Annotated in this window: 19 protein-coding genes; 7 read left to right on the forward strand and 12 right to left on the reverse strand. The window is 69.3% G+C overall.

The annotated features are described in order from the left end of the window. Window positions 1-130: 130 nt before the first annotated feature. From C6Y14_RS28850 to C6Y14_RS28870, 5 genes are all read right to left on the reverse strand, one after another. Window positions 131-538 carry a hypothetical protein gene (locus C6Y14_RS28850; RefSeq protein ID WP_107019768.1) on the reverse strand — a complete coding sequence of 136 codons (408 nt, stop codon included), beginning with the start codon at window positions 536-538 and terminating at the stop codon, window positions 131-133. Further along, a complete protein-coding gene (gpmI, locus tag C6Y14_RS28855; RefSeq protein ID WP_107019769.1) occupies window positions 535-2,067 on the reverse strand; it encodes a 2,3-bisphosphoglycerate-independent phosphoglycerate mutase in 1,533 nt (510 codons plus the stop codon). The genes C6Y14_RS28850 and gpmI overlap by 4 nt, the downstream gene beginning before the upstream one ends. Continuing rightward, entirely contained in the window at window positions 2,064-3,386 is a 1,323-nt protein-coding gene (gene aroA / locus C6Y14_RS28860) for a 3-phosphoshikimate 1-carboxyvinyltransferase (protein WP_107019770.1), read from the reverse strand. Before aroA ends, gpmI begins: the two co-directional genes overlap by 4 nt. Window positions 3,387-3,429: 43 nt before the next feature. Beyond that, window positions 3,430-5,940, reverse strand: coding sequence for a molybdopterin-containing oxidoreductase family protein (locus tag C6Y14_RS28865; protein WP_199854892.1), 2,511 nt, complete (start codon window positions 5,938-5,940; stop codon window positions 3,430-3,432). A gap of 118 nt (window positions 5,941-6,058) precedes the next feature. Then, complete coding sequence (locus tag C6Y14_RS28870; RefSeq protein ID WP_450152395.1) at window positions 6,059-6,694, reverse strand: glutamine amidotransferase-related protein; 636 nt, start codon at window positions 6,692-6,694, stop codon at window positions 6,059-6,061. An 898-nt stretch (window positions 6,695-7,592) separates the two neighbouring features. On the opposite strand from C6Y14_RS28870, the gene C6Y14_RS28875 reads away from it, so the two are divergent. The 3 genes from C6Y14_RS28875 to C6Y14_RS45730 all read left to right on the forward strand — a co-directional run bounded on the left by C6Y14_RS28875 (window position 7,593) and on the right by C6Y14_RS45730 (window position 10,895). Continuing rightward, the gene (locus C6Y14_RS28875) at window positions 7,593-9,155 is read left to right on the forward strand and encodes an MFS transporter (RefSeq protein WP_107019772.1); all 1,563 of its coding nucleotides are present in this window, start codon (window positions 7,593-7,595) and stop codon (window positions 9,153-9,155) included. 15 nt (window positions 9,156-9,170) lie between these two features. Beyond that, window positions 9,171-9,665 carry an ArsR/SmtB family transcription factor gene (locus C6Y14_RS28880; protein WP_107019773.1) on the forward strand — a complete coding sequence of 165 codons (495 nt, stop codon included), beginning with the start codon at window positions 9,171-9,173 and terminating at the stop codon, window positions 9,663-9,665. Window positions 9,666-10,073: 408 nt separating this feature from the next. Continuing rightward, a complete protein-coding gene (locus tag C6Y14_RS45730) occupies window positions 10,074-10,895 on the forward strand; it encodes an NUDIX hydrolase (RefSeq protein WP_107019774.1) in 822 nt (273 codons plus the stop codon). A 24-nt stretch (window positions 10,896-10,919) separates the two neighbouring features. Here the strand turns inward: C6Y14_RS45730 and C6Y14_RS44220 are convergent, their stop codons facing one another. Further along, entirely contained in the window at window positions 10,920-11,282 is a 363-nt protein-coding gene (locus C6Y14_RS44220; RefSeq protein ID WP_159074329.1) for a hypothetical protein, read from the reverse strand. Beyond that, the gene (locus C6Y14_RS28890; protein WP_107019775.1) at window positions 11,279-12,238 is read right to left on the reverse strand and encodes a LysR family transcriptional regulator; all 960 of its coding nucleotides are present in this window, start codon (window positions 12,236-12,238) and stop codon (window positions 11,279-11,281) included. Before C6Y14_RS28890 ends, C6Y14_RS44220 begins: the two co-directional genes overlap by 4 nt. 240 nt (window positions 12,239-12,478) lie before the next feature. Between C6Y14_RS28890 and C6Y14_RS28895 the strand changes: the two genes are divergently transcribed. Next, window positions 12,479-12,748, forward strand: coding sequence for a DUF6355 family natural product biosynthesis protein (locus tag C6Y14_RS28895; protein ID WP_225891342.1), 270 nt, complete (start codon window positions 12,479-12,481; stop codon window positions 12,746-12,748). 403 nt (window positions 12,749-13,151) lie between these two features. Here C6Y14_RS28895 and aepY read toward each other — a convergent pair whose 3' ends face one another. From aepY to C6Y14_RS28920, 4 genes are all read right to left on the reverse strand, one after another. After that, window positions 13,152-14,258, reverse strand: coding sequence for a phosphonopyruvate decarboxylase (gene aepY / locus C6Y14_RS28905; RefSeq protein ID WP_107019777.1), 1,107 nt, complete (start codon window positions 14,256-14,258; stop codon window positions 13,152-13,154). After that, complete coding sequence (locus C6Y14_RS28910) at window positions 14,255-14,959, reverse strand: DedA family protein (protein WP_107019778.1); 705 nt, start codon at window positions 14,957-14,959, stop codon at window positions 14,255-14,257. Before C6Y14_RS28910 ends, aepY begins: the two co-directional genes overlap by 4 nt. Window positions 14,960-15,042: 83 nt before the next feature. Then, complete coding sequence (locus C6Y14_RS28915; protein ID WP_107019779.1) at window positions 15,043-16,080, reverse strand: ketoacyl-ACP synthase III family protein; 1,038 nt, start codon at window positions 16,078-16,080, stop codon at window positions 15,043-15,045. Between the two features lie 29 nt (window positions 16,081-16,109). Next, a complete protein-coding gene (locus C6Y14_RS28920) occupies window positions 16,110-23,213 on the reverse strand; it encodes a type I polyketide synthase (RefSeq protein ID WP_107019780.1) in 7,104 nt (2,367 codons plus the stop codon). A gap of 520 nt (window positions 23,214-23,733) precedes the next feature. On the opposite strand from C6Y14_RS28920, the gene C6Y14_RS28925 reads away from it, so the two are divergent. Together C6Y14_RS28925 and C6Y14_RS28930 are read left to right on the forward strand one after the other, a co-directional pair. Then, window positions 23,734-23,928, forward strand: coding sequence for a hypothetical protein (locus tag C6Y14_RS28925; protein WP_107019781.1), 195 nt, complete (start codon window positions 23,734-23,736; stop codon window positions 23,926-23,928). A 45-nt stretch (window positions 23,929-23,973) separates the two neighbouring features. Then, on the forward strand, window positions 23,974-25,437 hold the full coding sequence (locus C6Y14_RS28930; RefSeq protein ID WP_107019782.1) for an NAD(P)-binding domain-containing protein: 1,464 nt from the start codon (window positions 23,974-23,976) through the stop codon (window positions 25,435-25,437). A gap of 89 nt (window positions 25,438-25,526) precedes the next feature. On the opposite strand, the gene C6Y14_RS28935 is transcribed toward C6Y14_RS28930, so the two are convergent. Continuing rightward, window positions 25,527-26,294: an SDR family oxidoreductase gene (locus C6Y14_RS28935; RefSeq protein ID WP_107019783.1), complete on the reverse strand. Its 768-nt coding sequence runs from the start codon at window positions 26,292-26,294 to the stop codon at window positions 25,527-25,529. Between the two features lie 84 nt (window positions 26,295-26,378). Between C6Y14_RS28935 and C6Y14_RS28940 the strand changes: the two genes are divergently transcribed. Next, on the forward strand, window positions 26,379-26,750 hold the full coding sequence (locus C6Y14_RS28940; RefSeq protein WP_107019784.1) for an ArsR/SmtB family transcription factor: 372 nt from the start codon (window positions 26,379-26,381) through the stop codon (window positions 26,748-26,750). Window positions 26,751-26,756 lie beyond the last annotated feature (6 nt).

The raw sequence follows: 26,756 nt of genomic DNA on the forward strand, positions 1-26,756 counted from the left end.
CAGAGGGCGGCTGCCTGCGCAGGCTGCAGACGGATCTGTAGCGGTGCAGTAGGGACGGCGCTGTGCGTCGTCATGGCTGTGGTGCCTTCGGCTCAGGGCCGTCGGCACCGCGGTGACGGAGTGCTCCTCCTCAGCGGGTGAAGGTGATCCAGGCGTGGCCGAACGCGGCCAGATGGACGCGGAGTCCGTCGGTCTCCTGCGTGGTGTGCAGGGCGCCGCGGACGAAGTGGGCCTGCTGGCCTGCGGTCTCGGGCAGGAGAGCGTCCAGGCTCGCCGAGACGGCGTCGCTGGAGGGGTTGTGCAGGCACAGCACCTGGCACGAGCGGTCGGGCGACTCCCGAAGAACCGCCCACACGCCTCCCGCGACGGCGAGCGGCCGCACGGTCGAGTCGTCCGCGAAGGCGGACGCGATGGAGGGCGGCAGCGGACAGCCCGCCTGATCGGCGGGGCCCTGGAGGGTGGCCTGCAGCGAGGCGAGCAGTGCGGGGACCGCGTCCTCGGTGCGTACCGTGGCGGCGGTCGGGGTGGGGGGACTCATAGAAGGGGCCTTCCTGTCATGGCGGATCCGGTCTTGTGTCCCAGCAGGTGCAGGACCGTGGGGGCGACGTCGGCGAGCGTTGCCCGCTGGGGCAGCGCGGCAGTGGCTTCCTTGTTCGCGGGCACCACGACGAGGGGCACCGGGTGGGTGGTGTGCCCGCCGTAGGGGCGGCTGGTTCCGTCCGGTGCCTGCTTGGTCATCTTCTCGGCGTTACCGTGGTCGCCCACGAGCAGCAGCCACCGGCCCGACTCGGCGGCGGCTGTCGCGATGCGTGCCACCGCGGCGTCGGTGTGTTCGCAGGCTTTGACGGTGGCCGCGTAGTCGCCGGTGTGGCCGACGACGTCGATGTTGGCGAGGTTGGCGATGACGAGGTCGACTTCAGGGCGGGCCGCGGCGTCGAGGACGGCGTCCGTGACCTGGTCGAGGTTCATCTCTGGGCGGGCCTTGTAGTCGGAGGCGCCGGGGCCGGTGATGCGGACGTGTTCCTCGACGCTGCGTGCCGTGCTGTCACGCCCGTTGATGTAGTAGGTGACGTGCTCGAACTTCTCGGCCTCGGCGATGCGCACGCTGCGTACACCTGCGGCGGTGAGTTCGTCGGCCAGACCTCCGGAGGCGTCCGCCCGCTGCACCAGCGCGGGGATGTCAGCGCGGGTGTCGTACTGGGCCAGGCTGAGGGTGTCCACCGTGCGCGCGGTGGCCGCAAGGTGCTCCAGCAGGCGGTCGGCGAGCTGCTGGATGCGGTCGCTGCGGAAGTTGAACCACACCAGGCCGTCGCCGTCGGCGATGCGCGCTCCCGGTGCGTCCCGCAGGATGCTCGGGTCCACCCACTCGTCGCCGCGCTCGGAGGCGTTAGCGGCTTCGGCCGCGGTGTTCACCTCGGTGCCCTCCGCGTCGGCCACCAGGTGGACGGCCCTGTCGGTCAGGTCGAGGTTGCCGGCCTTGTCCATGGCGTAGCCGCGGCCGATGACGCCGGCGATCGCTCCGGTGCCGGCTGCTGCGGCCAGTTCGGTGACCTGCGTCAGGTAGGTCTCGGCGGTGCCGTCGGCCACGTCGCGTCCGTCGGTGATCGCGTGGATCCACACACGGGGCACCCGCCGGGCGGCGGCCGCGGCCAGCAGCTCGCTGAGATGCCCGACGTTCGCGTGGATCTGCCCGTCCGAGCACAGGCCGACCAGATGCAGCGCCCCTCCCCTGACCGCGAGCGCGTCCAGGAGGGAGACCAGGCGCGGGTTCTCCCGCAGCTCACCGGAGTCGATGTGCTGCTGGACCAGGAGGCTGTCGTAGGGCAGAGGCCGTCCCGCTCCGATGACCATGTGGCCGATCTCGGAGTTGCCGACGGTGCCCGGCAGCAGCCCCACCGCCTCACCGGACGCGTAGGCCAGCGTGGAGGGGTAGCGGCCGGTCAGCTCGTCCAGAACAGGCGTGGATGCGGCGTCGACAGCGTTGTCCGCAGCCGGCGGGGCGTGGCCCCAACCGTCCAGTACCAGCAGGATGCCCGGGTCGCCGGGCGTGGTGTCCGGCGCGGTCACTTGGTGCTCTCCAGGGCGGGGTGGAGGGTGTCGAGGGTCTGCCAGAAGGTGGGGAAGGACTTTGCGACGCAGCCCGGGTCCTTGATGACGACGCCTTCGGTGCGCAGGCCGGCGATGGCGAAGGTCATGGCGATGCGGTGGTCGTCGTAGGTGTCGATGGTCGCCCCGTGCGGGGTGCCGCCGGTGATGTACATCGCGTCGGGGAGTTCCTCGACCTCGATGCCCATCTTGCGCAGTTCGGTGGTGACGGCGGCGATGCGGTCGCACTCCTTGACGCGCAGCGAGGCGATGTTGGTGATGCGGGTGGTGCCTTCGGCGTAGGCGGCGACGGCGGCCAGGGACGGTACGACGTCGGGCATGGCCTCCATGTCGATGTCGATGGCGCGCAGCGGGCCGCCGGTCAGGGTGATCTCGTCGTCGGTGACCTGGGTACGACAGCCCATCCGCTCCAGGGCGTCGACCAGGTGGACGTCGCCCTGGTGTGAGCCGGAGCCGATGCCGGGGATGACGACGCGGCTGCCCAGGATGGCGGCGGCGGCCAGGAAGTAGGACATGCCCGAGGCGTCGGGCTCGACGGTGACCTCGCCGCCGCGGGCCTGCTGGCCGGCCGCGACGGTGAACGTGCGGTAGCCGTCGCGTCCGACGTGCACACCCATCTCCTTGAGGGCGGCCAGCGTCATCTCGACGTACGGCTTGGAGACCAGTTCGTCCGCGATGGTGATGTGGGTGTCGTTCTCGGCGCGCAGCGCGTTGATGATCAGGCTGGAGGTGAACTGGCTGGAGACGAGACCGTTGATGGTGGTGGCGCCGCCCTTGAAGGAGCCGCCCACGACGCGGATCGGCGGGCTGCCGTTGCCGCGGACCGCGGTGGCGTCCACACCGAGCGGCGGCAGCGCCTGCAGCAGGTCGCCCATGGGCCGCTCCTGCATGCGGGTGTTGCCCGTGATGATCGTGGTGCCCTGGGCGTGGCCGGCCATGGAGATCAAGAAGCGCAGGGGGGTGCCGGCGCCGCCGACGAAGATGTCGTCCTTCGGGGCGCGCATGGGCTGGCCGGTGGGGGTGACGTGGATGCTGGCAGTGGCGTGGTCGACGGTGCAGTTGACGTGGCCGAACGTCTCGATGGCGCGGGCGAAGTAGAGGGTGTCGTCGGACAGCAGGGCGCCCTTGATGACGGTCTCGCGGCCCGAGAGGGAGGCGATGGCCAGGTAGCGGTTGGTGTAGCTCTTGGAGCCGAGGACGTTGACGCGTTCGTCGAAGGCCGCCAGGGGCAGCACGGATACCTCTTCGGCCTTCAGGCGCGGGTCGGGTGTCGCGTTCATACGGTCCTCCGTGGGGTTGCGCGGATGCGGGCCTTGGGGCTGGTCAGGCTTTGACGACGCGGCAGGCGAAGCATTTGTAGGCCTGCTGGCCGGAGAGGTTGTCGTAGTACTGGTCGTCGGGCAGCGTGTTGGCGGGTTCGTAGCGCGGGTCGTCGAAGAGGTCGCCGACCTTCTGGGCGGGGCCGAAGGTGTTGGGGACGAACACGGTGTCGGGCCGGATGCCGTCCCAGAAGAGTGCGGTGCCGCTCACGGCGCCCCGCGGGCTCTCCACCCGTACGTCGTCGCCGTCGGCGATGCCTGCGCGCTGGGCCGTCTTCGGGTGGATCTGGATGAAGCGGATGCCGTTGAGCTGTTTGCCGGTGGGGGTCCAGTGGGTCATCTCGGCGAAGTGCACGACGCTGGGCCGTCCGGTCATGCCCATCAGCGGGAAGGTGCGGTGCACGTCACCGTTGCCGGGCACGCCCAGTCGCACCGGGTGGGTGAGGGCCTGCGGGTTGATGGGGCTGGTGACCAGCTTCTTGCTGTAGGCCACGGTGGGGTGGGCGCCGGTGACCTCGGGGTGGGTGTAGAAGATCGGCAGCGCGGTGTGTCCGGCGGTCGACAGGCTCTTCTCCAGCGCGGGGGTGGTGAGTTCGACCTTGCCGCTGGGGGTGAGGAAGCGTTTCCCCCGATGCGCTGCGTCCAGGGATTCCGCGGCCTCGTACCAGCTGGGGTGGTCGAGGTAGAGGGTGCTGACGCCGGGGTGCTCGGGTGTGGGGCACGGCCAGCGCAGCGGCTCGGTGCGCTTGCTCATGCGCTCGCGCGTCATGCCGCCCGCGCCGGGCGTGTGCTTCACGAAGTCGGCCCACAGGTTCTTGTAGTCCATCCACCGCTTGGGGAACGCCTCGCGCCATTCCTTCGCCGGGCGGCGGGTGTCGAGGTCGGCCAGCGCGTGGGCGAGGCCGATCCAGATCTCGTAGTCGGGGCGGGACTGGCCGACGCGGTCGACGACTTGGTCCTGCCAGCGGATGGCGCGGTCGTCGCGGCGCATGTAGACGCCTTCCATCTCCAGTCCGCTGCAGACGGGCAGGATGATGTCGGCGTAGGTGGCGGGCTCTTCCATGAACAGGCCGGTGTAGACGTAGAAGTCGAGCTGTTCGAAGGCTTTGCGGACCTTGGTGGTGTTGGCGGAGGACACCAGCGGGTTGCCCTGGGTGATGACGGCGCGCAGCTGGTAGGGCTGGCCGGTGAGGATGGACTCGGCGAAGTAGTCCGGGCCGACCGGCAGGGCTTCGCGGCGCTCGGGCGTCTCGGCTTCCAGAGGCGGCAGGTGCAGGTCGCCGGGCCAGGTGTTGTGCATGAAGTTGCAGCCGCCGCCGGGCTTGCCGATGTTTCCGGTGATCGCGGCGAGGAACGTGAGCACCCGGTAGGTGTCGAAGGCGCCGAGCTGGTGCGAGATGCCGGCGTTGCAGAAGATCGCGGCGGGTTCGGCGCCGGCGTACTCCTCGGCCATGGCCGTGATGGTGGCGGCGGGCAGGCCGGTGACCTTCGCGGCCCAGGCTGGCGTGTAATGGTGCTTGGCCAGATGGGCACGCAGCTCACCGAAGCCGGTCACCCACCGGTCGATGAACGCCTGGTCGTACAGGCGCTGTTCGACGATGTGGTGCAGCATGCCGAGCAGCAGGGCCAGGTCGGTGTGGGGCTTGGGCGCCACCCAGCGGTCCGCGGCTGCTCCGGTCGGGGTCAGGCGGGGGTCGACGACGGTGAGCGTGGCCTTGGTCTTCTTGCGTTCGCGCAGCAGGTAGCCGAACGTCACCGGGTGGGTCTCGGCCTGGTTGGTGCCCAGGAACAGGTAGTGCCGGGCGGAGCCGAGGTCGTCCTTGCCCGTGGCGCCGTCGATGCCGTAGCCGTTGGTGAAGTTGCCCAGGCCGAAAGTGGCCGCGAGCGCGTTGCCGCCGGCGTCGTTGCAGACCGGGCCGACGTCGGTGTTGTTCGGACTGCCCAGCATCGCGAACAGGCGGCCCACCAGAGAGCCGGTGCCGCGCGGCATACGGCCGGTGGTGCGGTTGGCGATCGTGTGCACCTGGCCGGTGTCGCGCAGGTGCAGCAGCTTGCGGGCGATGGTGCGGTAGGCCTCGTCCCAGCTGATGGCCTCGAACTTGGAGTTCGCCGCACCCTTCTTGCCCGAGACACGACGTAACGGGGTGGTGAGGCGTTCCTTGTTGTAGACCAGCTGCGGCATCATCTCGGCCTTGACGCAGACCTGGCCGTGCTGGACGGGGTCGCCGTCCTCGCCGCGGACGGCGATGATCCGGTCGGCCTTGAGGTCGACGTTGAGGCGGCAGTTGGAATTGCAGAACTGGCAGGCCGTGGCCACCGTCCGGTCCGGGGTCAGGGCCGCCGACTGGTCGGTGAAACTCGCGCCCGGAACACTGCCCGGGGTGTCGGGGCTGCCGGACTCGGCGGCGCTGGCCGCCACCAGCGGCAGCAGAACAGGGGCACCCAGGCCGGCACTGCCGACGACGCTGCCCCGGACAAATCCTCTTCGGGAGATCCCATGCTGGTCGTGCTTCATGCGCGTGAGTGATCCTTCCGCCTGGTGTGGGGACAAGGCGGGCATGGCGGTGCCCGCGGCCGTGCGCACCCGGGCGCACGGCCGTGTCAGAAATTGAGGGGCAGCGAACGAAGCTGCGTCAGAGGGCGTGCTGGGGCGACGGCGTGCTCGCCGACACTCGCACCGCGTTGAGGAAGGTCTTCAGAATGACGTGCTCATCGCCGGGGGCGGAGGACAGTTCGGGCTGGAAGAGGCTGCCCATGAAGAACGGGTGGCCGGTGATCTCCAGGGCGCGCGGCGCGCCGTCGCTGTCCCAGGCGCTGATCTGCAGGGAGCCCTGGCTGGCGGCGCCCATGAAGTCGGCCGTCAGCCCGTACTCGCAGTGGAAGACCTCCTCGACGTTGGTCGTGCCGTAGATCGAGGCGAGCAGCGAGTCCTCCTTGACCGTCAGGGGGGCCTTCTCGCCGCGGAAGGAGCATGTCAGCGGGGTGACCAGGGGCAGGAGCTTCTCCGGGTCCTCGTCCACGCCTTCCGCTTCGGGAAGGTGCAGCACGTTCTGCGCGTGCTCGATGAGGGCGCTGAAGAACCCGCCGCAGGTACCGAGGAAAGGCAGCGCGTTCTCACGGGCGTGGCGGACGGCGAGGTGCACGCCCTTCTGGTTGAAGTACGGCGCCCCGGGGACGACCCAGATGCCGTCGAACCCGTCGAGCCGGGAGGCATCGTGGATGTCGACCGTCGGAACCCACTCTGTGACTACGTCCCACTGCTCGCGCATGGCATCGATCTTGGGGTGAGACGGCTCATCGTGGTTGCCACGATCGCCCACCAGGGCAAGGCGAGGCTGCGCAGAGTCTGACATCGTTTTCCCTTCAAGGATTGCGGGCCAGGCGTGGGACAGCCGTCGCCAGCGACCGTTCCAGCCTCGTAAAACCGCAGCGAGCAGTGCGCCGACCGCACGACCGCTGCGTTCTGGTGGGGATGTGATGTGGTGTCAGGAACCGTGCCGCCACAGCGCGGTTGAAGGGTGAATGGAGCGCGCAATACGCCTACGGCACGGCCGGGCACATTAATGAGCCAACCGTCTGCCTGTCGGGTCCATGCAACGTCTTTCAGCCCCCCTGGCACCAGGACGGGCCCGCTCGTACAGGCCCCCGTGCTGCTTCTCGCTCAATGTATCGATGGCGGTCAAAGTATTCGAGACCCGGTTTTCAGCCGACGGTCTTTTTCCGCCAACCCCGCTCAACACCGCTCACGAACCACCACTCCGAGGCACGTTTCCGCAGGCCATCAGGGAGCAATCGTCGGTAACAGCACACACCGAAGCCCCTGCACAGCCAGCGGCGCGCCACGTCGACGCGAAGAGTTGCCATCGCGGACATGACCGACCTCCTTCAAGTCTCCGCAGGTCAATGCCACTTCGAGCCACATGCGGGCGCAGAGTGGAGATCTCGGGTAGATGGCTGAAACGAGCATCCAAAGCAAGCCGTTATCAACAGCATTCACTGTTGATACCACTCGATGCTGGTTAGTCTGTGGACCGCCGGAGGTCGGCCCTCATCCCCCGTGGAGACCGGCCTCCGGCGCCCCATCACAGGCAGCCCCGCGCACGAACACGCCCCGGGCCCGCCGCTGTTGGCGTCCCCCAGCCTGATTGCTTCCTTGAGGAGATCTTTGTGAACCGCCCTGCCGGACATCCCCGCCGATGGCAGATTCTGGCCATCCTGTGTCTGAGTCTGGTTCTGATCGGGCTTGACACCCTGATCCTGAATCTGGCCCTGCCCAGCATCCAGAAGGACCTGGACGCCAGCAGCAGCCAGTTGCAGTGGACCGTCGACTCCTACGCACTGGCCTTCGGCGGACTGCTGCTGATGGCGGGAGGACTGTCGGACCGCTTCGGCCGCAAGAAGCTGCTCGCCATCGGACTGGCCGCCTTCGCAGTGACCAGCCTCGGTGCCGCGTTCGCCTCCAGCCCCGAACTGCTCATCACTTTCCGCGCCACGATGGGCATCTCGGCAGCCTTGATGATGCCCGCCACCCTGGCCATCATCAAGGACGTCTTCCCGCCGGAGGAACAGGGCAAGGCCATCGGCATCTGGTCGGGCGCCGCCGCGGTCGGCGTACCGCTCGGCCCGGTCGTCAGCGGCCTGCTGCTGGAGCACTTCTGGTGGGGCTCGATGTTCCTCATCAACGTGCCGCTGGCGGCCATCGCGCTCATCGGCGGCTTCAAACTGATCCCCGAGTCCAAGGCCGACGGCCACCCCGGCCTGGACCTCGTCGGCGCGCTGCTCTCGGTCGCCGGGCTCGTCGCCATCGTGTACGGCCTGGTGGAAGCCCCCCACAACGGGTGGGGCGACATCGTGACCCTCGGCTCGCTCCTCGCCGGCGTCGCACTCATGGTCGGTTTCGTCCTGTGGGAGAAGCGCACCGAGCACCCCATGCTCGACATCGGCCTGTTCCTCAACGCCCGCTACGGCGGCGGCGCCTTGGCCATCGCCTGCACGTCCTTCGGCCTCTACAGCGGCCTGTACCTGCTCACCCAGTACTTGCAGTCGGTCCTTGAACTGGACCCGCTCGGCGCCGGTCTGCGGATGCTGGCGATCGGCACCATGATGATCGGCGCTCCGCTCTCCGCCAAGCTCGTCGAACGCACAGGCCTCAGGAACACCGTGGTGATCGGCCTGGCGCTGTGCGCGGTCGGGCTCGGCGTTCTCGCCGGACTGCAGATCGACGACGAAGCACAGGCCCTGTGGGGTCTTGCCGTGTTCGGCCTCGGCATGGGTATCGCCCTCCCCGCCGCCGTGGACGCCATCCTGGCCGTCTCCGCGGCCCGCCAGGCGGGCGCGGGATCCGCTGTCGCCGACGTGGGCATGCAGGTCGGCGGCGCCCTGGGCATCGCGGTCAGCGGCAGCATCATCGCCACCCTCTACCGCGACGACCTCCCCAAGGCCGCGCAGGTGCCGGGAGAGGCGGGCGACGCCGTACGCGAATCTCTCGCCGGTGCCTCCGCCGTCGCGCAAGAGATCGGCGGGGCGGCCGGCGAGCGGGTGCTGTCCGCCGCTCAGGAGTCATTTGTGCACGGCTTCACCGGCACGTTGACGGTCGCTGTCGCGGTCGCAGCCGTCGGAGCGATCGCCTCCGCGTTCATCCTGCCCCGCGGGCAGACGGTGGAAGAGGACGGGGCTCCGGCGGCGGACGTGCCCGCGGAGCCCGAAGCCGACGCCCGGACCGGCTCGTAGTCGGGCACGGCCACCATGCGTAGGATCGAACGCGCAGTTCGCCCCGCCTCCAACAGCACCCGCGCCGCCGGTGCCGGCCCGAGCGACGGGCGCGGGGGCGACAAGGAGGTGGTGATGGCCCGGCCATCAAAGCTGAGGGTCGCGGTCAGCGATCCCGGGCAGTGGCTCAGCGAGCGTGAGCGTGCACAGTTGCTGGCTCCAAAACTGCGGGCGCTGGCGGACGAGACGCGGTTGACGCTGATTCTGCTGATCGCGCAACGACCGCGCACGGTGAAGGAGTTGCAGGAGGCCACCGGGCTGAGCCAGACGCTGGTCAGCCATCACCTGGCGCCACTGCGCGAGCAGGAGCTGGTGGAGGCGATCCCGCAGGGGCGCAGCAACCAGTACGTGATGTGCTGCTCGGCGCTGGCGGAACCGCTGCGCATGTTTGCCAGTTTGGCGGCTCTGGATCCGGAGACGGTGGCGGCCTGTTTGGAGCCTTCCGCCCCGGCCGCCGCTACCGAGGGCTGACCGCCGCCTGCACGCCGAGTCCTGCCTCTGCCCATTGGGGAGAGGCAGGACTCACATGCAAGCCCGAGCATGGCTTCAAGCGCTCCGACTCGTTCCGATGCCAACGACCTGCCCTGATAGCCCACCAACTGAGCACGTGATCGCTGCCGAGGCGGAGTTGATGCGCAGGTAGGATCTATCCTCGGCCACGTCGTCTGCGGCCTCATGCGTAATGCTGCCCCGCCAGCTCGACGATTTCTCGCTTACGGTCTACATCGAAGACCCCGCCGGTCGACAAGGGATGCTCTCGACCTTTAGTGCGGCCCACGATGCCCTATCCGCAAGCATGTGGGGCCCGACCAGGGCCAAGCGGCCCGGCCCCGCAGGCGAGGAGGGGAGCACCACGTGACAGCGGTACCTGCTGTCACCATGGCCGTCATCGTCAACTGCGGCCGGATCCTCATGATCCGGCGCAGCATCGTCGAAGGTGACCTCGTCTGGGCGCTCCCCGGCGGCAAGGTTGAGACGGGCGAGTCCGCCGAGCAAGCGGCAGTGCGGGAGACGTTGGAGGAGACCGGGCTCGACGTCAAGGCCCTCCGGCGTCTGGGAGAGCGCACCCAACCCGACACAGGCCGGCAGATCGTCTACGTCGCCTGCCGGGCCGTCGGCGGCCAGGCGCGCGCAGCCGCTTCTCGGGAGGTCTCCGATGTCGCCTGGGTCGAACACGAACAGATCCCTGAGTACGTACCGCAGGGGCTGTACGGGCCCGTGCAGGCCTATGTCGACGGTGTGGCCGGAGTCGAAGGGAAGGCGCTATACCCCGGCGACCGTTCAGATGCCATGCTGCTGCATTCCCTGCGGAAGGACCGGCAGATGCCCAGCAAGAAGCTTATGGACCCGCGACGGTTCGGTGATCACATCACCACACGGGCACGAATAGTGGGCTACGACCTAGCCACCAAAGACGGCCAGGCCAGGCTGGCCAAAGACAGCGGCCTGCCGGAGGCTGACATAGCGGCCATCACGGAAGGAAAGTACAAGCCCTCCGTCGATCCGTGGAAGACCTTCGCCGAGATCTTGGGCGAACGCCACAAAGACATGCTCTGTATGGTCGGCCGCCTCGCGCCTAGCGGCACCAGGCCGCCCAAGAAGAGCGTCAAGCAGACTGCTGGCGAACTAGGCATCAAACAGCCGAAGACGGTGGCCATCTTCGAGGCCCTCGTGACCGCGCTACTGAACTCCGAGAAGTAGTAACTCCCGCTACGGCGCCGGCTCTCAGTTGACCGTCTCCTGCCCGCAGCCCGCAGCGAGTTCGGCCAGGGCGACGCGCTGCCGGTCGTCGACCGTCAGTTGCCGGTGCACTCTGTTGCCACGCAGTCGATGGTGTACGTGCAGCGGGCGTCGGCGAGCGGGGGCTGCCGTCTTCCCTCGTTCGGCGTCGTCTGCGCTTGCACGTCCTGTCCCTGCTGCAAGCGCCGCAGCTCGTTGCGCACGGGCGACGTTGCGCTGCCCATAGAGGGAAGTGGTGCCGGACGACTCGCCAGGGTCACGGTTCGCATGTGCAGGCGGCATCGAGGTGTCGGCCGTCAGGCCAGTGCCGCAATCGCTGAACCCATGGTCCACGTCCTCGGTGATCATGAATCGGTGCGGTTCCGTATCACCGACTGTGCGGCCCGCTGCGCTGCGGCGACCAGCGGATCGTAGCGGCGCTCCGCCACCCACGCGAGGGCCGAGGTACAGGGAGGGATACCGTCGACATCGACGTAGGTGAGGCCGGGACGGCTGAAGAAGTCACGGGCCACTGCGGGCAGGAAGGACATGCCCTCGCCCTGCGAGATGGCGTGCAGCAGTGCCTCAATGTCCGCGGCGATCGGGCCGTAGCGCACAGGGGTGCCGTCGGGACGCGGGTCCACCGCCCAGAAGCTCCACCACTCTCGTGGTGTCTCAGGCGGGAAGTTCACCACCGGGTATCCGTTGAGCTGCGCGATGGTGATGCGCTGGTGCGCCGCCAACGGGTCGCTGCTCGATATGCAGGCCACTCGGGGCTCGGTCGCGAGATGGAGCAGCTCGATATCGTCCGACACCGGTGGGCGAAGGAAAGCGATGTCAACCTCCTGCCGGTACAGGGCAGCCAGATGGTCGGCGATGGTCAGGCTGAGGATCTGTATCTCCACATGGGGCTGCTGGCGGCGCAATTCCCCTAGAACCGCGCGGGTCTGTGGCATGGAGGCCTCGGCACCGATGGTTCCCACTGTCAACCGCCCGGCGAGCTGACGCTGCTGCACTTCCGCGGCCCGGCGTAAACGGTCTATCGCTTCAACCGCCGCTCGCGCCTCGGGCAGCAACGACCGACCCGCCGAGGTGAGCGCGACTGACCGGCTGGTGCGCTCGAAGAGACGTACTCCAAGGCGTTTCTCCAAGGTGCGCATTTGTTGACTCAGGGCGGATTTGGTGACGAACAGGCGAGTGGCGGCGTAGCCGAAATGGAGTTCTTCACTCAGCACGAGGAAGAACCTCAATTGCTGCGTGCTCGGTTCTATCGACGTTGCGAAGTCTACGACGTGAGGATGTTTCGGCCTCTTCGGTGCGACCATACAGGAGAGCTTAACAATCCCACCGGATCTCTCACCATCGGCTGACTGCCGCAGGCCAACGCGCCGTGCCAGGCTGAGGGACACCGACGTCGACGGTCTACCAGTGCCGACCAAGTGGGCTCTGTACATGGCAGGCCGGCGACGCGTCCTGCCTCACACCAGTGAGACAGGAACAAGAATGGAAAGAGGTGTGCCATGCGTCGTAAATTGAAAGCAGCCGGTGCTGCCGTTTCTTTGGCCATGTCTCTCGTGCTGCTGCCGTCGGCGGCTTCAGCGGCGTCGGGGAATGACGTTTCAATTCAAGCCTGCGGATACTACGAGACTCAGACGGACGCGTATTACAACCACTGTGTGAACAATCCCCCGCCGGGGGTCGGGGCGCGACTGCAGGTGGACTACGACTGGACGCCGTTCGACGGATATGAGTGCGTGCGGCCGGGCGAGACGCACCTCGGATCCACGAGCGACATCGACAACGCCTGGTACCTCAGCACCTGCCGATTCGCATAGCAGCACGCTCAAGTCGGATCAGCTTCACGGGCTGGCTCGTCGAGCTGCACGGGGTTCCCGCCCTGCGAGTCGGCTCCGCCCTCCGGGGGGAGGGCGGAGCCGACTCACTGAATGTGCGGGCACAACATAAGGGATGGCGCCGTTTTCAATTGATCTCCGGTACGGGGTGAGGAGGATGAGCCAGCAGCCTCGGAGGCCCCCCGCGACACCGATGAGTATCGTGATGATGACCGAATCTTTGCCGGGCGTGAGCGCCTTAGCCATGGGGGGGACACCGTATGGGCAGTGTCCCGGTTGTGCAGGGCAAGCAGCATCCACCCGATCCTCCTCGGCAGGTTGCAGCCCAGTGCCGTTGGTGTGGACCCGCCTGTTGAGGCAATTCCAGACACCAACGGCACACAGGTCAGTTGCCGTGCAGGTCCTGCTGGAACCGTTCGCGAATACCGTCTGGAGTGAGGGCGTTGGTGGCGCGCGGCGGTATCGCGCCAGTGCGTGGCAGGGTCCGCACGCTGATCAAGTGCGGTCCGGGTGCGGCCTTGGCGTTCAAGACTGCAGTGCGCAGAGCATCCTCGTTGTCGCAGCCCTCCGCGGTGCGGTAGCCGGCTGCGAGGGCCGCGGCCGGGAACGAGGTGTTGCCCGAGGTGGTCGACTGGCCGCCGGTGGACTCGTGGATCTGATTGTCGAGGATCACGTGGATCAGGTTGGCGGGTGCCTCGTGTCCGATCATCGACAGGGCGCCGAGGTGCATCAGCGCGGCGCCGTCGCCGTCCAGGACGACGACGGTGCGTTCGGGGTGGGCCAGCGCGACGCCCAGGCCGAGCGACGAGGCGTGGCCCATGGAGCCCTGCATGTAGAAGTTTCCGGGGCGGTCGGCGACGGCGAAGACGTCGCGGCCGGTGAAGCCGGTGGTGGCGATGACGGATGCGTCGGGGCAGGTGTCGGTCACCACGCGGATCGCGGTGCTGCTGGCCAGGCCCGTGGGCGTCTCGGTCTCCTGGGCAGCTGCCTTGCCGATGGCTCCGCGTTCGACAAGGACGAAGGGGGCCCGCCGGTCGGCCAGGTCCTTGTCCGCGGCGTCGAGGATCTCGGTGAACCGCTCGATGCCGTCCGCGGCGTGCAGCGTGTAGTGCGGGCTGCCGACGCTGTCGAGGATGCCGTGGGTGGATGGGCCCATGACGGCGTGCTGCGGCTCGTCGCTGGCCGGGTCGGGCCAGCCGCGCAGGCTGGCGAAGGTGAGGATGGGCAGTTGGTAGGTCATCACCAGTGAGGTGAGCGGGTTGATGAGGTTGCCCAGTCCGGAGTTCTGCAGCATGACGTAGGCGCGCTGCCCGCCCAGGGCGGCGCCTGCCGCGACCGCCAGGGCGTTGCCCTCGTTGGGGGCGGGGACGTAGCGGCCGGGCTGGGTGCTGAGGTGGGCGATGGGGCCGCCGAAGTGGGAGCAGGGCACACCGCTGGCGGTGGTGAAGCCTCGGTCGGCGAGGATGTCGCAGAAGTCTTCAGCGGAGATCATGGGCGGGGCAGCTCCGTTTCCGTGGCGGGTGTCGCGGCGGCCTGGGGTGTGGCCGCCGGTTCGTCGGTGGACGCTGCCTGGCGGCTGCGGCGCCTCATCTTGATGCCCTCGATGATGATCGGGATACCGGAGATCAGGACGATGCCGATGACCATGCCTTCGATGTTGTCGCGGACGAAGGCGATCTGGCCGAGGTAGTAGCCGACCAGGGTGAGGCTGACGGACCACAGGACGGCACCGATGACGTTGAACAGGAAGAACGTCCGGTAGGTCATGCGGCCGACGCCTGCGGTGATGGGGATGAAGGTGCGGAACACCGGGATGAAGCGGGCCATCACCAGGGCTTTGGGGCCGTGCTTGAGCATGAATTCCTGCGCGCGTTCGGCGTTCTCCTGCTTGAAGAAGCGGGAGTTGGGCCGCCTGAACAGTGCGGGGCCTATCTTGCGGCCGAAGGCATAGCCGAACTGGTCGCCCAGGACGGCGGCGACGGCGATGGCGAGCATGACCACCCATAGGGGCTGGTGAAGGATCTGGTCGTTGGCGACCAGGAGGCCTGCGGTGAACAGCAGTGAGTCGCCGGGCAGGAAGAAGCAGACGATCAGGCCCGACTCCGCGAAGACGGTGGCCATGATGCCCAGCAGGCCGAAGGTGGAGATGAGTTGTTCGGCATCGAGTAAGGGTGAGGCAGCGAGGTTCAGCATGGCCGGAGGTCCCTGGGTGGTGAGGCGGGAAATGGAAGATCCGGGAGCCGGCCCGTATGGGGGCCGGCTCCCGGAAGCGCGGGCTACTGGGCCCAGTGGGGTCGGTGGTCGATGCGTACGACGGCGCAGGTGATGGAAACTCCGCCGCCGTGGGCGACGATGAGGACGTGGTCGCCCGGCCCGACCTGGCTGGTGGCGACGAGGTGGTCGAGGCCGACGATCTGGTCGTTGACCGTCAGGTGGCCGAGGTTGCGGCCGAAGTCGAGCAGTCCCAGGTCGGTCGAGAGGCCCATCGGGTCGAGGATGACCTTGAGGTAGCTCTCCTGGCCGGTGAAGACGTGGGCGACGCGGGTGACGTCCGCCGGTTCCAGGCCGGCTTCGGCCAGGGTGCGCAGGGCTATCTCGGTCCGCAGTTCGCCCTGGCGGCGTACGACTTCGGCGACGGTCTCCTCCAGACCACCGGCGGCAGCCAGACGTTCCTTGAAGTCCATGCTGCGTCCGACCGTCAACGACGGGGGGAAGAGCGGCTCGGCGCCCCGGTACTGCTCCTCGACCTCGGCGGTGGAGCCGGTGTTGATGGACAGCAGGCTGGCGAAGCCGTCGGTCTTGGACAGCAGGACGGCGCTGCCGGCGTCACCCAGCACGCCGTTCTGGATGCCGAAGGCCCACCGGTTGAAGTTCGGGGTGCCGACGTTGTCGGCGCCGGTGAGCAGGGCGGTGGTGCGCTCGGGGACGGCCTGGAGGTAGCAGGCGGCCAGTTCCAGCGAGCCGATCAGGCCGCTGCAGGCCTGCCAGACGCGGAAGGAGGGCACGTCGCGGTCGGTGATGTGGCGCAGGATGTAGTGCTGTGGCGACCAGCCTTCTGGGCCCTGCTCGTGGCCGCAGGCGTGGATGTGCATGTCGATGTCGTGCGGGTGGGTCTGGGAGCGTTCCATGGCCTGGCGGGCTGCGGCGACGGCCATGTCGGGTGCGGGCATGTCGTCGGCGACGGCCGCGCCGGTCCAGCCGTACCACTCGTAGTCGTCGGCGTCGTACAGGCCGAGTGCGACGGCCTTTCGGGCGTCGACGATCTCGGGGATGTAGGTGCCGAGACCGGCTATGCGGATGTCTGTGGTCTTCACGGGTGGCTCGATCCTCGTCTGTCGCTCGGTCAGGCCGAGGCGTTGGCTGAGTTGAGTTCGGCGGTCAGCGCCTGGACGACCGTGGTGATCGTGCCGTCCTTCAACAGCTGCACCATCGGCAGCTTCACCTGGTACTCCCGCTCGATGCGGTTGCGCAGCTCCACCGCCATCAGCGAATCCATACCGAGCCGGTTCAAGGGCCGGCTGACGTTGAGGCGCTCCGCTCGCAGCCCCATCACGACCGCCACCGCTTCCTTCACGAAGGCCAGCACCGTGTCGTCGGTGCCGTTGACCGGTGCCGCGTCGTCCTCGACCGGCTGCGCCCGCAGTTCCGGCTTCGGCTGCGGAGCGGCGGTCTTCTCGGGCTGGACCGGGACCGGGGAAACGGCTGCCGGTGCGGGCACACGGGGAGCTGCCGGGGCCGCCGCGGCGGGGGTTGTCGGGGCAGGCGCTGTCTCGGGCTGGGAGGCCGAGGGGTTGGCGGAGTTGAGTTCGGCGGCCAGGGCCTGGACGACCGTGGTGATCGTGCCGTCCTTCAACAGCTGCACCATCGGCAGCTTCACCTGATATTCGCGCTGGATGCGGTTGCGCAGCTCCACCGCCATCAGCGAATCCATACCGAGCCGGTTCAACGGTCGGCTGACGTTGAGGCGCTCGGGCTTCAGACCCATCACCACGGCCACTTCCCGCTTGACCGACTCCAGCAGTTCCGTGCTCGGCGCGACGGCTGCGGGTGTCTGCACGGTGTCGGCCGACCGGGGGGCGGGGATGCGGGCCTTCTTCGGCGTCGCCGCGGCGGGTGCGGGCTTCGCCGCGGGCTTGCTCGGGGCGGGTGTCTCTACCGCGACGGGTGTGGGCACCGCCGGGGCCGGGGCTGCGATGACCGGTGCCGGGCCGGACGCGGCCGTGCGGGTCGTGACGGTGAGGTGCTGCAGCAACGGCGCGGTGGCCGCCGTCGGGTAAGCACGTGCCCAGGCGGGCCAGTCAGCGCGCAGGACGGCGGTGTGCAGGCGCCCTGAAGCGAGGATGCCGCCCAGGACGGCGAATCCGTCGTCGGGGCTGAAGGAGGACATGCCCTGGGGCAGGAGGGTGCGTTCTTCCTGCTGTTCCTTGCGGGCGACCATGCCCACGCTGTCCCAGAAGCCCCAGTTGATGACGGTGGCCGGTCGGCCGTGTGCGTTGCGGTGGTGGGCCAGGGCGTCGAGGAAGGCGTTGCCGGCCGCGTAGCCGCCGAGCATGGGCGAGCTGAGGATCGCTGAGCCGGAGGAGAAGAGTACGAACGCGTCGACTTCCTGGTCGTGCAGGAGGCGGTGCAGGTTCCAGGCTCCGGAGACCTTGGCCGCCAGGACCGTGTCGAGGTCGGCGGGGGTCATGTCGCTGAGCGGGGCGTAGTCGATGACGCCTGCCGCGTGGAAGACGCCGCGGACGGGCGGCAGGCCCTGGCGGTGGCGGCCGGTCAGCAACCCCTGCATGGCCTGGTGGTCGGCGACGTCGGCGGCCTCGTACTGCACGCTGACGCCGCGCTCGGCGAGTTCGTCGAGAACGGCGAGCGCAGCAGCGTGCGGGTGGTCGGCGGGCAGCGGGGTTCCGCTGGCGGGCAGGGGGCTGCGGCCGGTGAGCAGGAGGTGGCGGGCGCCCTGGTCGGCGAGCCACAGGGCGAGCCGGCCGCCGATGCCGCCTGCTCCCCCGGTCACCAGGTAGGTGCCCTCGCCATGAATGGCGACGGCCGGTGTACGTGCTGCCGACTGCGTGTTGGAGGCGGTGTGGTGACTGAACGACAGGACGATCTTGCCGGTGTGGCGGGACTGGGCCATGAACCGGAACGCGTCAGCGGCCTGGCCGGCGGGGAATTCCGTGTGCGGCAGGGGCTGCAGGTCGCCGCGTTCGACCAGGGCGGCTGCGGCGCGCAGGATGCGTCCGGCACGCTCCGGTGCGTTCTGGATCATGTGGACGACGTCGACGGCGTGGAAGGACAGGTTGCGGGCGAACGCGCCCAGGGGCAGCGGGTTGTCGTCGAGGATGTCGCGCTTGCTCAGTTCGAGGTAGTGCCCGTAGGGCGCCATCAGGGAGAGGTTGGCAGGGATGGCCTCGCCCGCCAGGGTGTTGAGGATGACGTCGAAGCCGTTCTCGCCGGCGGCGGGGCGGAAGGTGTCGGCGAAGTCCAGGCTGCGGGAGTCGGCGACGCGGTCGACGCCGAGCTTGGCGAGGAGTTGGCGCTTGGCGTCGCTTCCGGCGGTGGCGTAGATCCGGGCGCCCTTCCAGCGGGCGACGTTCAGGGCGGCAAGTCCGGTGCCGCCCGTGGCTGAGTGGATGAGGATCTTGTCGCCGCGGTCGATACGGGCGAGGTCGTGCAGCGCGTGGTAGGCGGTCAGGTAGGAGGCGGGCAGCGTCGCGGCCTGCGCCGAGGTGAGGCGGGCCGGCTTGGGAGCGGTCAGGCAGGCGCGCGTGACGACTTCGCTGGCCAGGGAGCCGTCGGCGAAGGCGATGACCTCGTCGCCGATGGCGACATCGGTGACGCGGCTGCCGGTCTCGGTGACGGTGCCCGCGCACTCCCAGCCGAGGGTCGGTGGCTGGTCGTCCTGTCCCGGGTACATGCCCAGGGTCAGCAGGACGTCGCGGTAGTTGACTCCGGCGTGGGCGACCTGGATGCGGACGTCGTCGGGCCCGAGGGGCCGGCGCGCGGCGGGCTGGAGACCAAGGTCGTCCAGGACGCCGGGGGTGGGCAGTGACAGGTTCCGCGGTCCGTCGTCGGCGGCGGGGGCCGGGCGCAGGCGGGCGGCGAGACGCTGGCCGTCGCGCAGTGCCGTCTGGTCTTCCGTGTCGGGCTTCTGCAGCAGGTCGGCCAAGGCGGGGATGCTGTCCGGGGACCGGTCGAGGTCGACCAGGCGGGGGCTGAGAGCCGGGGTCTCGGCGGCGAGGGTGCGGCCCAGGCCCCACAGGGGTGCCTGGAAGGGGTTGCGGACCGTGTCGGCGGGGCTGGTGGACTGGGCGAGCTGGGTGATCAGCCAGAGCGGTGGGTGGCCGAGGGAGTGCTTGTCCAGGGCCCTCATCAGGTGCAGGACGCTGTGGCCGGTGAGGAGTTGGGTGCGGCCGATCTCGGTGGCGGTGGCGTCGAGGCCGGCCTGCGCGTCGAGTGCCCACAGGTGGATGACGCCGCGGCAGGTGCCCTCACGGGCGATGTCGGCCAGGGTGTCGACGTAGTGGTCGGGGTTGGCGGGGTCGAGGCGGTAGCGCTCGCCCGCTCCGGCCATACGGCCGGCCGCTGCGGTGATGGCGATGACGCGCTCGCCGCGCCAGGTCAGTTCACGGATGAGGGAACGGCCGGTGGGGCCGCTGTCGGTAAGCACCAGCCAGAAGCCGTCCGGCTGCCGGGCGGTGGCCGAACCCTGGTGCGGGGCGGCTTCCCAGGTGAGGGTGTGCAGCCAGGACTCCTGTCCGCCGGAAGCGGGTACGGGCGGGACGGCTTCGGTGGCGGTCACAGTGGTGTCCTCGTGGTGCGGTGTCAGCGGTGCGGGGGCGTGGCCGGCCAGGTATTGCAGGCGCAGGCCGCGCATCTGGGCCAGCAGCCGGCCGTCGTCGTCGCGGATGTCGATGTCGGCGCTGAAGGAGTCTTCGCGGGGGGCGGGCAGCAGGCGGGCGTGGCTGTGCATGGAGGCGGTCGGCCGGCCGAAGAAGCGGACTTCGTCGATGCCTCCGAGGACGAAGACGCCTTCCTCGCCGGGAGCGGTCAGCGGCCGGGCGGCGGCCATGGAGTGGCCGCTGGCGTCGAGAAGGGCGGGGTGGAAGTGGTGCTGCTCCAGGCCCTCGCGCAGTTCGGCGGGGCAGATCAGGTGGGCGAGGACTTCCCCGTCGGTGCGCCACAGTTCGGCCACGCCCTGGAAGGCGCCGTTCCACTGGTTGCCGCGTTCGGCGTTCCAGGGGTAGAAGTCGGCGGCGTCCTGGTGCTCGCCGCACCGGCCGCGGATGGCGTCCAGGGGTTCGGCTCCGGCGGCGGCCTGCGCGGTGAGGGGGCGGGCGGTGGCTTCGGTGTGCAGCGTCCAGTCGACGCTGTCGGTGTCGGCGTCCCGGCTGTAGATGGAGCAGTGCAGGCTGCCGTCGGCGGCGGGGGTGGCGACGACCCGTACCTGGGGCGGCGGTGCGGACTCTTCCAGGAACAGGGCGCGGTGGTAGTGCACGTCGGCCAGTGACAGCGCGCCGTCGCCGAGCACGATGCGCGAGGCTGCGCCGACGAGTTCGAGGTGGGCGGTGCCGGGAAGGATGATCGTGTCCTGGATGCGGTGGTCCCGCAGATAGGCGTTGCGCGTCAGGTCCAGGGGGCCCTGCCAGATCCGGGTGGTGCCCTCGCCTGCGAGCTCCGTGCCCAGCAGCGGATGCGATGCGGCGGCAGCGGTCGAAGGGCGCGGAGTCGCCGCGTCGGCCGGGGTAGGAGCGGACGGTTCGGCAGCGTTGGGGGCGGGGTCGATCCAGTGCCGGGTGCGCTGCCACGGGTAGGTCGGCAGGGGCACGTAGGAGCCGGGGCCCGTCAGGGCGTCGAAGTCGAGCGGCACGCCCGCGGTGTGCAGCAGGGCGGCGAAGGTGAGCAGGCAGCCGCGTTCGTCGTCCTGGCGGCGCAGGCTGCCGACGGCCGTCACTTCCTGGCCGTCCGCGCGGCCGGTCTCCCGGATGCCGTTGACCAGCAGGGGGTGTGGGCTGACTTCGATGAATACGGTGTCACCGAGGGCGAGTTGCCCGCGGACGGCGCCGACGAAGTCGACGGGCTGGCGGATGTTGCGTACCCAGTAGTCGGCGTTCATGGCCGACCCGTCGATGACTTCGTTGAGCAGGGTGGAGTGCAGCGGGATGGTGCCCGGCCCGGGGTTCAGGTGTGCCAGTTCGGCCAGGAGGTCGTCGCGCAGGGCGTCCATCTGCGGGCAGTGGGAGGCGAAGTCCACGTTGACACGGCGGTTGGCGACCTCGCGGGTGTCGAGGTCGGCCAGCACCTTGGCGAGGGCGTCTCCGTCACCGGACAGCAGGGTGGAGGTGGGGCTGTTGATCGCCGCGACGGCGACCTTGTCCTCGTAGCCGGCCAGCGCGCGGGCCGCTTCCTCGGCGGGCAGTCCGACCCAGGCCATGGTGCCGCGTCCGGAGAGCCTCTTGGCGAGGCGGCTGCGGCGGCAGATGACGGCGGCGGCGTCGGTGAGGCTGAGGGATCCGGCGATGTAGGCCGCGGCGGACTCGCCCATGCTGTGGCCGATGACCACGTCGGGCTCGACGCCCCAGGAACGCCACAGCTGGGCGAGGGCGATCTCCATGGCCCACAGGGTGGGCTGGATGACGTCGAGTTCCTTGAAGCGGTCCTCGTCGCCGAAGCGCAGGAGGTCGATGACCGACCAGCCGGTCTCGGTGCGGATGGCGGCGTCGCACTCCCGCATGACGTCGTGGAACACGGGTTCGGTGTTGAGGAGTTGGCGTCCCATGCCGACCCACTGCGAACCCTGCCCGGGGAAGACGAACGCGATCCTGGGCGGGCTGGTGGGGTCGGTGTAGTCGCTGTAGGACAGGCCGGGTTCGTCCTGCCCGTCGGCGAAGGCGCGCAGGGCGTCGGCTGCTTCGCTGTGGTTGTCGACGGGGACGGCCAGGCGTGCGTCGTGCAGGGTGCGGCGCAGTGCTGCGGAGTGGCTGATGTCGCGCAGGCTCTGGGCGGCTCCGTCGCCGGTGAGGTGGTCCGCCATGCGCCGGGCGGCGTCGACGAGGGCCTCGGGGCTCAGTGCGGACAGGGTCAGCAGCTCGGTGCGAGCCGGCTCCTGGTCGTGCGGGGCTTCGGCCTGGGGTGCGGGGGCTGCTTCGAGGACCAGGTGGGCGTTGGTTCCGGAGAAGCCGAAGCTGCTGACCGCGGCGACGTGCGGGCGGTCTCGGTCGGGCAGCGCGGTGGCCTGCGTGGGGATCTGCAGCGGCAGTTCGTCCCAGGCCACGGCCGGGTTGGGGTTGTTCAGGTGCAGGTTGGGCGGCACGGTGCCGTTCTCCAGGCACAGGATTGCCTTGATGAGTCCGGCGATGCCGGCGGCGGCCTCGGCGTGACCGATGTTGGTCTTGATGGAGCCGACCAGGCAGCGCTCGTCGTCGGCGCGGGGGCCGATCACGTCGGCGAGGGCCTGCAGTTCTACGGGGTCGCCGACGCTGGTGCCGGTGCCGTGGGCCTCGATGTAGTCGACGTCGGCGGGGTCGATGCCGGCGTTGGCGTAGGCGCGTACGAGCACGTCGCGCTGGCCTTCGACGGCGGGGGTGACGAGGTAGCCGGAGCTCTGGCCGTCGTTGCCGATGGCGGAGCCGCGGATGACGGCGCGGATGCGGTCGCCGTCGGCGAGGGCGGCCTTCAGCGGCTTGAGGATGACGGCGCCGATGCCGTCGCTGCGGACGAATCCGTCACCGGAGGCATCGCCGAACTTGCAGCGTCCGTCGCTGGCGAGCATCCCCGCGCCGGAGTAGACGACGCCTTCTTCGGGCAGCAGGACGATGTTCACGCCGCCGGCGATCGCCAGGTGGCATTCTCCCAGCCGGAGGGCCTGTACGGCGTTGTGCACGGCGACCAGGGCGGAGGAGCAGGCGGTGTCGACGGTGAAACTGGGCCCGCGCAGGTCGAAGGCGTAGGAGAGACGACCGGAGGTGATGGCGCGGGAGGCGGCGCCGGTCATCGCGTACAGGTCGAGCTGGTCACGCCGGTCGTACTGCAAGTGCCAGTAGTCGCCGCCGAGTTGTCCGATGAAGACGCCCGCGTCGGAGCCCGCGAGGCGGGCGGCGGACTGTCCGGCGTCTTCGAGTGCTTCGTAGGCGGTTTCCAGCAGCAGCCGCTGCTGGGGGTCCATGCGGTCGGCCTCGCGGGGAGAGACTCCGAAGAACTCCGCGTCGAAGGCGTCGATGTCACGCAGGAGGCCGCCCCACCGGCTGACGGTGCGCCCGGGCGTACGGGGGGCGGGGTCGTAGACCGCGTCGATGTCGTAGCGCTCGGAGGGTATTTCGGTGATGGCGTCGCGGCCCTCCAGGAGCATCTTCCACAGTTCCTGAGGGCTGGTGGCGTCGGCGAACCGGCCGGCCATGCCGATGATGGCGATCGGTTCGCTGACAGGGTCTGCGGCAGGTGTGGGGTCGTGCGGCATGGGTGTCCTTCCGGGCATGGCGAAGCCGTTCACTGGAACGCAGCACGTGTGGGACCCATTGCGTGCACGCGGCGAGCTGACGGCAGTGCCTGCTCGGTGGCGGGCGTGCACGCGAATGGTGTTCGAAGGTGGCGGGAGAGTCGGCTCCGTCTACGAGGACGGTGGCGCGGCGCATGGCGAGTGCGTCGTGCGGTCGATGAGCCGTGGCGGCTTGTCGGCGAAGCCACCGGTCTTCCAACGTTGTTGCGGCACAGGGCAGTTGCCCGTTGCCGAACGCCCCCGTTGTTTCGACATGTATCGAGATTGGCTTGTGAAAGCATACTTCGCAACGCGCGACTCGGTGACGCTAGTCACACGCCGTAGATCTCTGGGTTCAGGTTGACATCCATCGAATCAGGAAAGATCCTGGAGTCTTGATTCGTCATTTGTCTATATAAGCGTCGGCGATCAACCGGCCGCGACAGCGGCGAACGGGCCGCCGCCGACGCCACGCAGAGACCCTCGACAGGAGTCGATCTCGTTGAGCGAACAGACCACCAGCTCGGGCCCGGGCCAGACCGGTCAGAACGCCGGGGCCGAGACCGGCGGCGCCTGCTGTGCGGGCATCGCCGATCTGCGTCGGCGGGCCGAACAGGCCGCAGCACTCCGCGCCGAGCGGACCGCTTCCGGCGCGGACGGCACCACACCGTCTCCCGCACCCTCCGGCGCCGCGTGATGCCGCCGACCGCCTTAGTCCCCGCGTCTGAAAGGACACGACACCGTGGTTGACCACAGCCTCGACCAGCTCCCCGTCGCCGTGATCGGAGCGGGCCCGATCGGCCTGGCCGCCGCCGCGCACCTGGCCGAACGCAACGTCCCCTTCGTAGTGCTGGAAGCCGGAGACACCGCGGCGGCAGCAGTACGGTCCTGGTCCCACGTCCAGCTGTTCAGCCCCTGGGAATACAACACCGACCCGGCCGCCCAGCGCCTGCTGGCCGAGGCCGGCTGGCAGGAGCCGGACGCCTCGGAGCTGCCGACCGGCGGAGACCTGGTCAAGCAGTACCTGCAGCCGCTGGCCGAACTGCCCGCCCTGGCCCCGCACATCCGCTACGGCGCGACCGTCACCGCTCTGAGCCGGCTGGGCATCGACCGGCTGCGCACCGCCGGCCGCGAGCAGGCTCCCTTCGTCGTCCGCCTCGCCGACGGCGAGGAACTGCTGGCCCGTACGGTCATCGACGCCTCCGGCACCTGGCGCCAGCCCAACGCCGTCGGCGCCAACGGACTGCCCGCCCACGGCGAGCAGGACGCGGCCGCGTGGATCACCCACGGACTGCCCGACGTGTTCGGCGCGGACCGCGATCAGCACGCCGGGCACCACACCGTCGTCGTCGGCGCCGGGCACTCGGCGGCCAACACCCTGCTGGCTCTGGCCGAGTTGGCGGACGCAGCGCCGGGTACCTCCATCACCTGGGCCATCCGCAGCGCCGACCCGTCCGCCTCGTTCGGCGGCGGCAGCGACGACGAGCTGCCCGCGCGCGGCGCGCTCGGTTCGGGACTGAAGATGCTGGTGGACACCGGCCGCGTCACCCTGGCGGCGAACTTCCGCACCCACAGCATCCGCCGCACGGGCGACAACCAGGTCGAGCTGATCTCCACCCAGGGCGGCGAACAGAGCATCACGGCCGACCGGATCGTGGCAGCCACCGGCTTCCGCCCGGACTACGGCATCAGCGACGAACTGCGCCTGGAACTGGACCCGATCATGTCCGCGCCCCGTGCGCTGGCCCCGCTGATCGACCCCAACCAGCACTCCTGCGGCACCGTCACCCCGCACGGCTACCGCGAACTGGCCCACCCCGAGCCGGGCTACTACATCGTCGGCATGAAGAGCTACGGCCGCGCCCCCACCTTCCTCATGCTCACAGGCTACGAGCAGGTGCGTTCCATCGCCGCGGCACTGGCGGGAGACCTGGAGTCCGCCCAGTCGGTGGAACTGCAGCTGCCGGAGACCGGGGTGTGCTCGGTGACGGCCGGCGGCGAGGCGATCGCCCTGCGGCTGGGCCTGAGCAAGGAGGAGCACGAGCAGCTCCTGCACGTCACCGCCAAGTACCTGGGCACCTCGGCCACCGCGGCGGACGCGGTCCTGTCCGCGGCCACCGAACTCGGCATCGACCACACGGCGGCACTCCAGCTGGCGGCCTACGCCGCCGACCAGTTCGACGCGCCCGGCGCCACCGGCTGCTGACAGCACGCCCCGGGGCCGTCTGCTCCCTCACGCCAACAAGCGCGAAGGAACAGACGGCCCCGGGGCCGTTCGCCAGGAGACGCGACCCGTCAGGAGACGCGGTGCACCTTGTGCTGGGCCGCCTGCGCCCGCGGGCGCACCACCAGCAGGTCGATGTTGACGTGCGAGGGCCGGGTCACCGCAAAGGCCACCACATCGGCGACGTCCCCGGCGACCAGCGGGAAGGGCACCCCCGCATAGACGGCATCGGCCTTCTCGCTGCTGCCGCGGTAGCGGTTGAGGGAGAACTCCTCGGTGTGCACCATGCCGGGTGCGATCTCGATGACCCGCAACGGCTGACCGCACACCTCCAGGCGCAGTGTCTCCGCCAGCACGTGGGCTCCGTGCTTGGCGGCGCTGTAACCGCCGCCGCCCTCGTAATTGGTGAAGGAGGCGGTGGAGGTCAGTACGACGACCACGCCGTCGCCGCTGGCGACCAGCAGGGGCAGCAGCGACTGGGTCATGTGGAGCGCACCGACGACGTTCACGTCGTACATGCGCTGCCAGTCAGCCGGATCAGCCTGGGCGATCTCCTCGGTCCCGTACGCGCCGCCCGCGATGTTGACCAGCACGTCACAGGATTCGAGCTGTCCGGCGAACGCGGTCACGGCCTCGCGGTCGGTCACGTCGAGCGGATGGACCTTCGCCGTCCCGCCGTCGGAGTGCACCTGCTTGGCAACGGCTTCCAGCCGGTCCGCTCTGCGCGCCGTGAGCACCACGGTGTAGCCCTGGCGGGCCAGTTCCCGCGCGGTGGCCGCGCCGATGCCGCTGCTTGCTCCGGTGATCACAGCCGTACGCGACTGAGTGGGCTCTGCCATCAAACGGTCCCCCACACCCTTGATTAGACGGTTATCTAAACAGGTGATCTTGGCATCCTGTTGAACGAGTGTCAACATAGACGCATGTCGAAGCTTCAGGAGAAGGTGGCCGCGCTCCCGGCCGAGCGGTGCTGCCCAGCCCTGACCGAGAGGGAACTCACGGCGGAAGAGGCCGAACTCACCGCCGCCATGTTCAAAGCCCTGGGCGACCCGGTGCGGCTGCGCCTGTTCTCCAAGGTGGCTTCGCACCCGGACAGTGAGGCCTGCGTCTGCGACATCGCCGACGTCGGCGTCTCACAGCCGACCGTCTCCCACCACCTGAAGAAGCTCAAGGAGGCAGGCCTGCTGACCTCCGAGCGGCGCGGAACGTGGGTCTACTACCGGGTCGAGCCGTCGGTGCTGGCCGCCATGGGGCATCTGCTGACGCCGACGCCTGCGTCCGCCCAGGTGGCCTGACTCTCC

The sequence above is a fragment of the Streptomyces dioscori genome, assembly GCF_003024195.1.
In the GTDB taxonomy this organism is placed as follows: domain Bacteria; phylum Actinomycetota; class Actinomycetes; order Streptomycetales; family Streptomycetaceae; genus Streptomyces; species Streptomyces dioscori.

What these genes read in the sequence shown, in the direction of transcription:
- aroA (WP_107019770.1), bottom strand. Translation starts at nt 3,386, where the DNA reads ATGAACGCGACACCCGACCCGCGCCTGAAGGCCGAAGAGGTATCCGTG.
- C6Y14_RS45730 (WP_107019774.1), top strand. Translation starts at nt 10,074, where the DNA reads ATGGCCGTCATCGTCAACTGCGGCCGGATCCTCATGATCCGGCGCAGC.
- C6Y14_RS28865 (WP_199854892.1), bottom strand. Translation starts at nt 5,940, where the DNA reads ATGAAGCACGACCAGCATGGGATCTCCCGAAGAGGATTTGTCCGGGGC.
- C6Y14_RS28895 (WP_225891342.1), top strand. Translation starts at nt 12,479, where the DNA reads ATGTCTCTCGTGCTGCTGCCGTCGGCGGCTTCAGCGGCGTCGGGGAAT.
- aepY (WP_107019777.1), bottom strand. Translation starts at nt 14,258, where the DNA reads ATGATCTCCGCTGAAGACTTCTGCGACATCCTCGCCGACCGAGGCTTC.
- C6Y14_RS28870 (WP_450152395.1), bottom strand. Translation starts at nt 6,694, where the DNA reads ATGCGCGAGCAGTGGGACGTAGTCACAGAGTGGGTTCCGACGGTCGAC.
- C6Y14_RS28880 (WP_107019773.1), top strand. Translation starts at nt 9,171, where the DNA reads ATGCGTAGGATCGAACGCGCAGTTCGCCCCGCCTCCAACAGCACCCGC.
- C6Y14_RS28920 (WP_107019780.1), bottom strand. Translation starts at nt 23,213, where the DNA reads ATGCCGCACGACCCCACACCTGCCGCAGACCCTGTCAGCGAACCGATC.
- C6Y14_RS28935 (WP_107019783.1), bottom strand. Translation starts at nt 26,294, where the DNA reads ATGGCAGAGCCCACTCAGTCGCGTACGGCTGTGATCACCGGAGCAAGC.
- C6Y14_RS28910 (WP_107019778.1), bottom strand. Translation starts at nt 14,959, where the DNA reads ATGCTGAACCTCGCTGCCTCACCCTTACTCGATGCCGAACAACTCATC.
- C6Y14_RS44220 (WP_159074329.1), bottom strand. Translation starts at nt 11,282, where the DNA reads ATGATCACCGAGGACGTGGACCATGGGTTCAGCGATTGCGGCACTGGC.
- C6Y14_RS28850 (WP_107019768.1), bottom strand. Translation starts at nt 538, where the DNA reads ATGAGTCCCCCCACCCCGACCGCCGCCACGGTACGCACCGAGGACGCG.
- C6Y14_RS28890 (WP_107019775.1), bottom strand. Translation starts at nt 12,238, where the DNA reads ATGGTCGCACCGAAGAGGCCGAAACATCCTCACGTCGTAGACTTCGCA.
- C6Y14_RS28940 (WP_107019784.1), top strand. Translation starts at nt 26,379, where the DNA reads ATGTCGAAGCTTCAGGAGAAGGTGGCCGCGCTCCCGGCCGAGCGGTGC.